Here is a 12,085-nt window from a genome sequence, read left to right as displayed (position 1 = left end):
AATAAGTTCCGTCTATCGATTGAGTTTATTAATTAGCATCGCTCTAAGTTGCCGAGACTTTGCTTCATTCATAGTGGCAAGAAAACCTTGCGCTTCAGCGGGCAAATGGGTGATTGGCACACTTGTATCACCAAAAATATAGTAGTCGAATACATGCTTCCAAGCGGCCTTTTCATGGGCAGGCTTATCGCGCAAACTCAACATGGCGTGATACAACACGTTCATTGCCGCTCCCATGTATTTCTCAGCATCACTCCACCAGTAATTTATTAATATATTAAACTTACTGAGCCCTTCAACTTGATGCCACCACATGCTTGGAATATAGATAGCATCACCGGCTTCTAGCTCTGCAACCTGCCCATGCTTGAATGCCTCAGCCAAACGTGGAAAGCGTTCAAAATCAGGTTTATTTAGGTCTGTCATAGTAATTGCCTGGCCGCCTGGTGTGGGTGCAAGGGGGCCTGGATACAGATTGGCAATTTGCTCTGGCGGAAAAGTAGTGAATCGGCGTTTGCCGACCACTACGCAGGCCAGATTATCAGACGCATCATAATGGCACTTAGCCACAGACTTATTGCCAATCCAAATGCTGGGTACTGGTGGCTCGGTAGCTGACGCTTTAGCCTGTACGGGTATATGCAAATCATTTTCAGCTCTAAGGCCTGGGAAATTCATATCGATCACATTGGATGCAATGTAATAGCCTGGTGGCTGTTGGTCATCTAAATGCTCGATGATTAAATCAAGCACTTCGTCTAACTTGGCCCGCTTAGATTCGTAATTAAGGGCTGTGGCTTGTGCATTGTAGCCATAGTTACCTCCTACCTCAGGCTGAGAAAAGTAACTAAAAGTCGGTGCACCATTATAGAAAGACTTAAGATAATCGACAGTGGCTTGGCTTGAGGCTTGCCCTAAGCTTACCAGTTTCCAATGCTTAACTAGCCCTTTTAACACCACAGGCTCTTTGCAATCGTGCAAATCCAGCGGAATGCTTCCCGGCTTACTTACATCAATTGTCTGGGTGGTCTTTTCAATTTGAGCCATTAGTTGCCGTTTATGTCTAATTACTTTGATGATTTTTTATAGCAATAAGTTTACGAATATTGCTCATTGAGGATATAACCGCATAAGCAAGGTGCAAACAGCCAGAACGATTTAGTTTGACCAACTGGTCTCCGTCTAGCGCCATTAGTTTTTCTTCATTAATAGTAAAATTGCCGAGCAAACGGCATTTTTCACCGTTGGCTAATTCAAATTCAATGTTTACCGACTCCAATAAGTCTAGCTGCTTAAACAACTCAAACATGTCGTCTTGTGCTGCCATACCGTCATGGATCAATTTCAACCGAGCGGCTATATAGTTCAGGTAAGGACTATTGCCACCATGTTCTAAAAAGACTTGATGGCCTTCTTGTTCGTTTACTTTGGGATGATCTAAATCAATGTGGATCATGGGTTCCGGATCTGGCTGAGCATCTTGCTGTTGAAAACCAATCAAAAATGGACCTTTTTCAACCATCGCTGGAATATAATCTGCTCTCCAACCGGAAGGAAATGCATCGTCTAGAAATAGATTTTCACCTTTGTGCAATCCCAATAATACGACACTCTGGTAGTTGCCAGAGGCTTCATCCAGCCTAAACAAGATTGGATATTCTTTTTGTAACTCCATGAACTCATTGGGAAATACTAGAACACTAGCTACATTGTCGGCATATTGTTCAGCGTAGCGTGAAATCACGCGAGTTTTATCATGGTGGATATTGTTCAGTAGTACATGGTTGGCCATTTTTTATAATTCCTATAGGTTCCAAACCAAAAACGAGGGTATAAAATTCAATCTGTTAATTGCAGTTTGCTATATCTTGAGTCCCTATTCAAACACTAACAAAAACACAAGCCGCTTGTTACAGCGGCTTGCTTTTATTTAAGACTGGCGTACTGCTTTCTCACCAGTGGTTAAGTTCGGTTTAGAACTTATAACGCGCACCCAATTGATAACGTGCACCTAAATCGGTTAAATACCAAAGTTGAGTGGTATTACGCCCGTGCTCACGGATATCTTCTTCGGTAATATTTAGACCTTCGAAAAACACTGTGAAATCTTCATTAATGTCATAACTCACATTAACATCAAGCTGCGTATAGGCTTCGACGTATCTAGGGTTGTTTGAGCTACCTTTATTGACTTCAGCTAGATACTCATCACGCCAGTTCAAGGCAATCCTTGCTTGGAAACCATCTTTTTCATACATGGCAACTATGTTGGCGGTATCACTCAATCCAACTAGCGCAAACTGAGATTGATTAGGATCTGCTTCATTGTCAAAGCCCACATCCCCCCTTACCAAGGTATAGTTGGCTTGTACGCCAAAGCCTGTATCGCCGAAGAAGTGCTGTACAGCAAATTCTGCACCATATATCTTCGCGGCGCGATTGTTGTCAGGCGTACTGGTTCTAAATACCATTTCAGGGTCATCATCTTGTGCCAACAAATCCCAACCAGCCGTTTCAGCAAGTTGTTGAATTTGCTCAGGAGTGCCTGTGTAGTCATCGGCACCACCAGGGAAAGTACCAGGTTGGCTGAGTAAAACCATCATTGCGTAAAGCGAAGTATCATCCAGTGCAATATCACGGTCAGCCAAGGCTTGTGCCGCAGCTTGTGCACGGGGACCACCGGTCACATCACGTATACCCAATAATGGTTGGTCGACCTGACGACTACCCAAAAAGTTGATTACATTTTTCTGGAAGAATCCAACAGATGCATAACTGGTTGGGTCATAATACCATTCAAGGGATAGGTCAAAGTTAGAGGACTCTAACGGCAACAAACCTGGGTTAGAGGCATTCGCGGTAGGTTGTGCGCCTAGCAAGGTCGAGCCGCCACCGCCAGCAAAGTTGTTTGCAGATACACCGAGACTACCAAACCCAGCACGGGCTATGGTTTTGCTATAAGAGAAACGTCCTTTCAAGTCTTCGTTAATATCCAAGCTAATATCTAGGCTAGGCAATAAAAAATCATAGCTGCTATCAGCACTGACGAGACCGCTTTGTGAACCGTCAACATAAGATACTACATCGTTATTATCTTCCCATTGGAAATAGATTCTGCTGACTAGTGAGGTTGACGTCACGTCAGTCTCTTCATAGCGCAAACCCGTTAACACATCAAAGGGCATGCCGCCAAGCTCACCTTCGAATGCTACTTGCACGTAAGCAGCTAAGGTATCTTCTTGAATGGTATCATCAAAAGACAATGCATCTTCTGTTGCAGATGGAATGCCAGGATATAGCGCTTCAGCTGCTGTATACAATTCACGGGCATCGGCGATAAAGCCATATCCACCTGGATTGGTTGAATAGTCGTCAAAATCACCTGGCAAATCAAATGGTTGAATTAAGTCACCGAATTCCCCTGGATTGGCCACCCCCCAGTTACCCAAGGCAATGTTGTTGCCTGCAGTTTGATATGAGCGTGATTCCATTTCACGAGCTTCTACACCGAAATCAAAGCGGCCATCGTCTAGAAAGTAGCTACCATCTAATTTGTATTGAGTAATTTTAGATTTCTGACTGGCGTTTCTGATCCGGGCAATAGATGAGCCTACATCGCCTGCGTCAACCACACCATTATTGTTCGCACCGCGAATACTATCGTCATACACATTAGTGTAAGTTGGTAGTTCACGATCCCAGAACCATTCTCGAGATACCACTGTGGGTGCACCTAACCCCACCGCAATTTCACCAGACCCTCTTGGCCCTGTCCCACGACTGTGCATAGTGGAATCATGGGCATCAAATACTAAAGTAAAATTATCGTTTACCATGTATTCGAAATTAACCCCGATGGAATCGAGTGTATTAGTTTGCTCACGCCACTGTTGCTCGTAACCTTCATCAACACCGCCGGCATAGCTTTCTGACACATAGATAGGCGTTTTAACCGCAGAGTTATCGAACTCAACCGTACCTGTGTTGGTACCGGTTTGCAGCCAGTTGGTAATTTCCCCACGCTGTTCAATGATTTCATTTTCAGCGAAGGTGTAATCTACCGTCCCTTTAAAAGTGTCAGAAGGGGCGAATTGCAGGGTTAATTGCAAATTATCGCGGGTACGCTGAGTGTTTGAAAATGCATAACGAATATCGTTAGGTCTGGCATACAACTGGCCTTGCTCAGGGGCATTGACATAGTTAGCATCAGCGTTGTTCCACATTCTATCTGGATCAGCGATGTCATCCCAATAATCGATATTCCAGTTATTGACGGTCGCACCGGTATAACCAGAATCGCGCTCTTGGTGAATGGCTGCAACACTAACACCAAAGGTAGAATCATCATTGGCGTAACTGACGATAGCTGATAACTCTGGGGTCAAATCACTACCGGTACGGTTGGTTGTATCATGGACGGCTTTAACGCCTGCAGTCGCTACCAACCCTTCATTGTCTAGGGGCTTCGCAGTGATGATATTAATCGTTGCACCAATCCCACCAGTAGCAATATTGGCTTTACCGGTTTTGTAAACCTCTACAGCGCTGATAGATTCCGACGCCAAATTGGCAAAATCGAAAGAGCGGGTGTTACCACCACGTGATGTGCCATCGGCGCCAGATCCTGCTGCATAAGTTATTGCCGCAGGCATGGTACGACCATTTAACGTAATCATGTTATTGCCACCGGCGAAACCACGGACAGTAACTTCAGAGCCCTCACCGTTAGTACGGCTAATCGATACACCGGTAATACGTTGCAATGATTCTGCTAAATTAGTGTCGGGAAACTTACCAATATCTTCTGCGGAAATAGCATCAACCACACCTGATGCTTCACGTTTGATAGAAGCCGCTTCCTGAAGGCTTCCTCTTAGTCCTGTTACCTGAATAACTTCAAGGTCATCAGCTGCAGCTTCTTGAGCCGCCAAGGGTGCACAAAGTGATGCCCCGAGGATGATAGATAAACTTGTAGCCAAATGGGTTTTTAAAAACCTTTTATTCGTCATGTGTTTTCTCCAAAAACTTACTTAAATGTGTCCAGTAGTGCATTTTTGATAGCGCATTTTCTGTTTGCCCGAACCAAGCGCATAAAAATCTTTAGTATTTGTTAGTGATAATGTAAGCGCTTACATTAAATTAGAAGATCAATTCATAAGAGTCAACTAAAGTTCAAAAAAAACCAACATTTTATTAACCAAAGGTTTACAGATGTCATTATCTAGCTCTTTTTTGCAAACAGAAAAAATCGGTCTAGCGCTTTATTCAAAGCGTATTGAATGTATGTCAGGCGTTTTTAATGGTCAATCGAATGACTATTACTTAAATTGTTATTCCGTTAACTAAATATTAACAAAGGTGTTAACTGACACCTTGTTCGGCAATGTGAGGTCAAGCTGATTGCGTTATAAAAGCATTTAGGGGCCAACAACGGATGCTAAGCCCCTAATCTGTTTTTAATCGCCGAGGATGGCAAATCAGCGAATATGTTATTAGATTAAATAACGAAAGCTATTTTTTTACTTCCGCTAAAAATTGGCTTTCTGGCGGCCCAAGGTAACTGGGTTTTAACCCCCCTGTGTCTAACATTAGTTTTTGCACAACGATACCGGGATCTAATCCGTAAATACGCAATTTATGCTCTCCTGGCTGGGCAACACTTAAACTGGTTTTTGCCACACGAACGCCATCCTCAACCGCCTGTTGCCAATCTTCATGATTATTATCTTTGAGTACATCCACTATTACTGGAGCATTGTCATCCAGCGCCACTGCAAATCTCAAGCCCCCACCATCGGTAAAGTTCAAGCTCGGCGCTAACAATGTGGTCAAGCTCATCTCTCCCCTTGAGAACAGATACAAATCGTATTCAAGATAAGGAGCATTCTCGATTGCCTCACCGAAACTGGTATCAGGTGACATAAAGACAGACATAGAAGATTGGCTGCGACCATGCAATGGGATTTCTTGCCAACTAGCGTTTTCGGTATTTTTAACTTTTTGCACATTAGCCGCTTCAATTGACACATAGCCATCTGCTTCGACAAACCCTGATATGGCCTCACCGTTTGATTTAAACGCCGTAACGTTAATCTCAGCCGTTCCCCAAGCAGCACCTTTGATAGTGATGTTGCCCTGATGATGTCCTGCTTTCAGTTTGGCCCAGTCAACGGATATTTTTAGGCGTTTTTCGATTGCCACCTCAGCGCTTTGTTCGGAAATTTGAATCCATGAGGCGGAAGGTTTAGCTTCAAACCTATAGGGTTTGGTGCCTTTATTAAACACATCAATATAGCGTTGAGTCTGCCCATACTGATGAAAATCAAGCTGCATACTGCTGCTATGGGGCCAGCTGTTAGAGCTAGTCTGTGGCCAAGCATAGGCGCTCCCCTCAATGGCAACCCCCATATCTGCAACGTCATTGGGTTGATTAATGTGCACCACAGGCATGCTGTCTTGTGGCGGATTATTCCAGTTTGTGTAGCCAATATGAGGCTGTGACATGAAATGGTTCCATTTACCATTATTCAGACTGTGATATTGCTTTTCCAGCTCAGCGTCCTTGTTAAACCAATCTCGTGCAGCCTGTGCATGCTGATTAGCCGACGCTCGCTGTTGAGCTGCATATAAATGATTTTTCGCCAAACTGTTATTCAATTCAAATACAATGCGACTAGCTTGAATTGGATGGAGAACCAGTTGGAAAAATGCCGCGCGGCTATGGCTTGGTAATTGTTGCGAGATTTTCTCGGCCTGTGCTTCTAACTGAGCTAATTCCACCGATACCCGCGCGGCCTCTTGGTATACGATTTGGCTGTAGGTATTAGGTCCCACCAGCTCAGGCTTACGACGACCGTTATGCTTGGCGTAACCATGCACTAAGGTGGCAATCTCAGCAGCATGTTGCTCGCCGAATTGCTGTTTCGACCATGACACTAGGTAATCAGGTAACGACTGCGCGGTGAATTGTTCTGGGTCCCAGGCCATCTGCAAAAAGAAGTCTATGGGTAATTCCATAGGTTTAAGATCACCCACATTGGTTATCCAGATTTTTCTGGCATTGTATTGATAGGCCAGATTCATCTGTTCCCAAATTTTGGGGATGGGTGTGGAGTTGATCCAACGATAGGAGCGCGGACCACCGACGTAGTCGAAATGATAGTACACCCCCGCACCTCCACTTCTATTGCGCTCTACTGCAGTGGGTAATCGACGAATGTTACCCCAATTATCATCGGACCAAAGTAAGGTAACGTCGTCTGGTACTCGCATACCATTTTCATAATAGCCCTGAACTTCTTTGTATAACGTCCAGACTTGAGGCACATGACTAATATCTTGCTGCTGGAAAACGTCTTGTAGAATACTCCGTTGATCAGCAACGATACGCTCTAACAGAGCAATATTCTGGCCCTCACTCATGGGCTCATCTTGCTGCCCCCGCATCCCCAAAGTGAATATGCTGTCGAAGGACTTATGGCGCTCAGCCCCTTGCTGCCAGAACTGATAGAGATTCTGTTGATTAACCGAATAATCCCATTTTCCCTCTCCGGTCCAGTTCCACTCTTTGTCTGCTCGCATCATAGGTTCGTGATGGGAGGTGCCCATAACAATACCCATTTCGTGGGCTAGTTGAGGATTGTTAGGATCATCTAAGTTAAACGCATTGTTCCACATTGCTGGCCACAAGTAATTCGCTTTGAGCCGCAACATAAGCTCAAAGACCTGCTGATAAAACTCACTATTATAATTACCATATTTCTCTTGCACCCAACCTGTTAGTGCCGGCGCTTCGTCATTAAGAAAGATGCCTCTGTATTGCACTTTAGGCCAGTCTATTAGACGTGTTCCGGTTTTCACGTACAATTTTTGATGTTGAGCGATGGGCACATCAGCCCACCAATACCAGGGCGACACACCGATAGACTCTGCCAGTTGGTATACGCCAAAAATGGCGCCGCGCATATCACTACCTAGGATCACTAAAGCCTGCTCGACGCCATCAAAGGGCTTGAGAACAGTTTGAATTTGATAGGCTTCCCATTGCCCAGTAATTGCAGTTGTATCGAGTTTCCCTGCTTGCGATAAGGCTTGCAAAGTCGCGCTATTTTCAAGGGTGCCAACAATAATGGTATAGGGCGTTTTTTTCAGTTGATTAATTATTTCAGGGGCTTCACCGGTAACTTTTTCAAGATCTAGGCGCAGGTTATCCACCGCCATCCGCAGCCCTTTGCGCTCGGCCGAATCAATTAAAATAGGGCTTGCTTGATCAGCCTGATTTATCACAAAGTCTTGGCCAGATGAGCTGAATAAGACTAAATCATTGGCCCAAGCAAGACTGCTAACACAACATAGAAATAAGCTTAAAAATGTTAGCTGAATTTTTTGCATACACTTCATTTATCCTTCTCCAAACGGCTATGAATGCCCAACATAGTGCCGACAAAACCCTGTGCCACTTGAGTACTCAATATTTTGCCATCCCAGGTTTGGCCAATATCAACGCTATTTTTATCATCCAGTTGGTAAGCGAAGCGGATGTCACCCTTGTCGCCCTCAATGGTAAAGGTAATTGATTTAGCCAAAGACTGGCTCAAGACTTGTTCATATACCACCTTGGCTTCACTGCCTTTCGCTTGCTCTAGAAAAACCTTAAGTCCTGCGCCGCTGCGCTTTATTCCTAGGTAATAAAGGTACTGTTCGTTTTGCATTGCGACTAATCCCGCTGAAAAGCCCGGTGACGCAGGTACTTGCAGTGTTGTAGATGCAGAATACCTCATATGCTGCTGCCTTTTCACCAACAACGCGGGTTGCTGCAACTGCATCAATGTAACGCCTTTGGGCGTCATACTCACAGCGCCCTGTTCGATGTTATACCAACTAGTGTCAAAGCCTCGCAGGGTCAACCACTGCAAGTCTCGTTGGGGCTGGTCAAACTCATCTAGCCAGACAAAATTTCCGGTGAGGGGTTGGCTGACTAGGGTGGTTGGTAAGCCTGCCGGTTTATCTAAGCGATAGGGAATAGCGCTATCCTCTGGCCAAATATGCGGCCAACCATCCTTCCAGCTAACGGGTAACAGAAAGGTTTCCCGCCCTGTATTGTAAAACGATTTGTCATAGGTTCTGGTGGCTAAAAACACTGCCCACCATTCGCCGGACGAGGTTTGAATCAGATCAGCATGACCAGCGGTGGTGATGGGATTAATCCTATTTTCATCTAATGTACGCTGAGTCAATATGGGGTTATTTTGGTAGGGAATAAATGGCTCAGACAAATCTCGGCTGCGAAATACCACCTCAGAATGCTGGTCGGCCGTGCCGCCTTCTGCACATAGCAAATAATACCAGCCATCGATCTTGTAGATATGGGGTGCTTCTATCCAAATTGGCTGTTTAGACAAATCGACACCACCGTTGATAATCATTCTGCCACTATCTGCCACCACCTTTTTAGCCGCCAAATCAAACTCCCATAACCAGATTGCCCGATGCCCTTCATACAGAACCTCGCCTTGTGGCGCATCATTGTGAGTGATGTAAACCTTACCGTCATCATCGAAAAAGATATCCGGATCTATTCCGTTTATCTCCGGTAACCAGATTGGATCAGACCAAGTACCAGCAGGGTCTTTGGCAGTTACAATAAAGTTACCGCCACCATCAATCCGCGTGGTTATCATATAAAATAGGCCATCGTGGTAGCGAATGGTCGGGGCAAAAATGCCTCTAGACACTTGTTGCCCTTCCAGATCTAACTGAGACTCTTGGGATAACGCATGTCCAATTAGTTGCCAGTTGATCAAATCTGTACTGTGTAAAATTGGGACCCCCGGCGCATAGGAAAAGGTTGAATGGACCATATAAAAGTCATCCCCTTTGCGGGTGATACTAGGGTCAGGGAAAAAACCGGCAACAATGGGGTTTTGAAATTGATTGGGCGCAAGCTCAGCTTCGAAAATCTGATCTTTACCCTCATACCGAAAGCGTTCAAATACGGCTTTGCCAGCAACCTGAGTAGTAACCCTTGGGGTTAGTTTCTGTGGATCATTGGCTTTACTGCAGGCACTGAGCAGTAAAAGCATAGATATAGACAACAAATGGGTAATCGCAATTCTTAGCTGCATTAACAGGTTCCTTGATGTTTTAATCGGCAGTTTTTGATGTCCACTTTGGCCGTGATTTTATCTGGGACTATGACCAAATGGCGTGACAAAACAACAAGTAAACCACGCACATCAAAATTGGCTATTACATAATGTTATTTTATTGTTATGGAATTCAAGTGTAGTGCTTATTTGATAATTGATGCGCGGGTTTATCGTTATAACCATAGCAACAGCTTTAACATGCCAATAGCTTAGATGCAGAAATTAATTATACCGATAGAGCTTAACCTTCTGGATGCCAAATTGCCCTGGCTCTATTCGCACATGCCGTCCTTGATGGGTTTGATCTCCGTTGTTCCAAAGTAAATTTTGCCACTTACCCTGTTCAAAGCGGCCACTTTGAGCAGACACTATACCCGCTTGTTGATTCGCCATAAGCGAATCAAAGGTAATAGTGATACCAATACCGGCAAAAATAAATTCATTCTCAGATAACTGAATGACAAGTCCCCCAGAAGGCATCTTCGGACCTCGTGATATATCTCCACTTTCATTTATTACACCATTGGCTAAAGACGGCGGCGGCGCATATTCAAATTTGACCTGCATTTCATACTTGCCTAAACGAATCTGTTGGGGTGCTTTTTGCTGATCGCTAATTTGTAAAAAACCGCGCATAGTGGGTTTACCTTGATGGGCCAAGATCAAGGGCTCTAGTTGCGCGAGCAAATCATAACTTTGACTGAGTAGTGCACCTGCTACCTCTTCAATCGATTCAATCCCAAAGGGACTAAAACCCATCGCACTGTGCTCGGCTATTGCGTATAACGCATTGACCGACGCATCATTGTTGCGTAACGCCTCAGGTATAAAAAGGGGATTGCCGCTTTGGGTATAACGCTCGGTCCAATAGGTGAAATTTGGGAAATATATATCCGGTGCAATAAAATCTATCGCTGGTCCGGCTGCCCGCCAAATATCAATCAGGTGCGGCAGAGGGCCAGCACTAATATATTGTCCAGGTTGATAGCCAGGCCGGATTAAGGCCGCATTAACAAACATCGGCAGAGGATATTCTTGCTTGCCTGCTTGAGCTACGTGGTGAGTGTACTGGGCAAAGTACCACGCCATAAAAAACTCTTCGGTTTGTGGCGAATCAGCAAATATTTCGACCCAGTTTCCGCTCGTTCTAAAATTCGAAAGTGCCCAAGCATTGCGTAGCTTTGGAGTCAGATGAGACTTATTTTCCAGTAAGTAGCTGATGAATTTTTGCGGTACCTGCGAGTGGTACAATTCAGTGGCTTTGTCACTGTAATCCCGTGCATGCTCGACCATACCAACCTCATTTTCAGGTTGCAGCATAATCACCACTTGGTGTTTATCTACTTTTTTAATGTGAGCCCTTAATGATGCAAAAGCGCGAGCATCCGCTTGATAGTTTTCAGGGTGAAATGGCGATAGTATTTCAAAGGCTTGGCCGTTACGATCTCTCGAACGAGGGAATCGTTTTGTATCTATTTTGACCCACTCAGGACAATAAGACGACATACTGTTTTTCCAACTAGCAAACCACAGTAGCACCAATTTCATATCGTGCTTTTGCGCATCTTTAATCAGTCCATCAACCAATGAAAAGTCAAATTTACCTTCTTCTGGCTCGACTAAGTCCCAATACACTGGCGCCACCACAGTGTTCATATTGAGAGCTTTAAACTTACTCCAATACTGGCCTAGATACTGCAAATTTGATGCGCTGGAGTTACCCAATTCACCGCCACGCACCAGCATAGGCTTGCCATCAACCATCAGTTGGAAGGTGCTACCCTGTTGTTTAAGGTGAGGAATATCTTTAGCATCAACAAGGGAGAAAAATAACAGAGCGAAACAAAAGGTTAGAATTTGAGATAGTTGGAAGGAGTTTTTGATCCAGTTCATAACCTGTCCTGATACTAGAATGGAAGCTACAAGTTCTAGTAAAC

General features: G+C 44.6%; 6 protein-coding genes. All 6 read right to left on the bottom strand.

The window, feature by feature from the left end:
• Positions 1 to 12 precede the first annotated feature (12 nt).
• The gene (locus QR722_RS00450) at positions 13 to 1,047 is read right to left on the bottom strand and encodes a cupin-like domain-containing protein (RefSeq protein WP_286284777.1); all 1,035 of its coding nucleotides are present in this window, start codon (positions 1,045 to 1,047) and stop codon (positions 13 to 15) included.
• Positions 1,048 to 1,063: 16 nt separating this feature from the next.
• Positions 1,064 to 1,792, bottom strand: a complete 729-nt coding sequence (locus QR722_RS00445) for a SapC family protein (protein ID WP_286284776.1) — start codon at positions 1,790 to 1,792, stop codon at positions 1,064 to 1,066.
• A gap of 181 nt (positions 1,793 to 1,973) precedes the next feature.
• A complete protein-coding gene (locus tag QR722_RS00440; protein WP_286284775.1) occupies positions 1,974 to 5,009 on the bottom strand; it encodes a TonB-dependent receptor in 3,036 nt (1,011 codons plus the stop codon).
• Positions 5,010 to 5,511: 502 nt separating this feature from the next.
• The gene (locus tag QR722_RS00435; protein ID WP_286284774.1) at positions 5,512 to 8,391 is read right to left on the bottom strand and encodes a glycosyl hydrolase 115 family protein; all 2,880 of its coding nucleotides are present in this window, start codon (positions 8,389 to 8,391) and stop codon (positions 5,512 to 5,514) included.
• 5 nt (positions 8,392 to 8,396) lie between these two features.
• Positions 8,397 to 10,124 carry a glycoside hydrolase family 43 protein gene (locus QR722_RS00430; protein WP_286284773.1) on the bottom strand — a complete coding sequence of 576 codons (1,728 nt, stop codon included), beginning with the start codon at positions 10,122 to 10,124 and terminating at the stop codon, positions 8,397 to 8,399.
• A gap of 246 nt (positions 10,125 to 10,370) precedes the next feature.
• Positions 10,371 to 12,041: a GH35 family beta-galactosidase gene (locus tag QR722_RS00425; protein WP_286284772.1), complete on the bottom strand. Its 1,671-nt coding sequence runs from the start codon at positions 12,039 to 12,041 to the stop codon at positions 10,371 to 10,373.
• Between the last annotated feature and the right edge of the window lie 44 nt (positions 12,042 to 12,085).

This window comes from Aliiglaciecola sp. LCG003 (genome assembly GCF_030316135.1).
Lineage (GTDB): Bacteria > Pseudomonadota > Gammaproteobacteria > Enterobacterales > Alteromonadaceae > Aliiglaciecola.
The sequence above is the reverse complement of the archived record's forward strand: the minus strand, read 5'-3'. Positions and strand labels throughout refer to the sequence as shown.

Bases quoted from the DNA above. Each gene is read 5' to 3' on its own strand.
- QR722_RS00450 (WP_286284777.1), bottom strand. From the start codon at position 1,047: ATGGCTCAAATTGAAAAGACCACCCAGACAATTGATGTAAGTAAGCCG.
- QR722_RS00445 (WP_286284776.1), bottom strand. From the start codon at position 1,792: ATGGCCAACCATGTACTACTGAACAATATCCACCATGATAAAACTCGC.
- QR722_RS00440 (WP_286284775.1), bottom strand. From the start codon at position 5,009: ATGACGAATAAAAGGTTTTTAAAAACCCATTTGGCTACAAGTTTATCT.
- QR722_RS00435 (WP_286284774.1), bottom strand. From the start codon at position 8,391: ATGCAAAAAATTCAGCTAACATTTTTAAGCTTATTTCTATGTTGTGTT.
- QR722_RS00430 (WP_286284773.1), bottom strand. From the start codon at position 10,124: ATGCAGCTAAGAATTGCGATTACCCATTTGTTGTCTATATCTATGCTT.
- QR722_RS00425 (WP_286284772.1), bottom strand. From the start codon at position 12,041: ATGAACTGGATCAAAAACTCCTTCCAACTATCTCAAATTCTAACCTTT.